We start from the raw sequence: 276 nt of genomic DNA on the forward strand, positions 1-276 counted from the left end.
GAAATCCTTGGTCTCCTTGATCTCCTTTAGGTCCAGCAGGTCCTTGCGGTCCTTCAGGTCCAACTGCACCATCTACACCGTTTGTTCCGGCAGGTCCTTGTGGTCCTTGTACACCAGGGATTCCTTGTTCTCCTTGAAATCCTTGGTCTCCTTGATCTCCTTTAGGTCCAGCAGGTCCTTGCGGTCCTTCAGGTCCAACTGCACCATCTACACCGTTTGTTCCGGCAGGTCCTTGTGGTCCTTGTACACCAGGGATTCCTTGTTCTCCTTGAAATC

General features: G+C 52.2%; 1 pseudogene. It reads right to left on the reverse strand.

Going from position 1 to position 276, the window contains the following annotated elements:
* Nucleotides 1–276 (reverse strand): annotated as a pseudogene (locus ACVC2P_RS21200) (hypothetical protein); the annotation flags it as partial.

The sequence above is a fragment of the Pontimicrobium sp. MEBiC01747 genome (assembly GCF_053601635.1).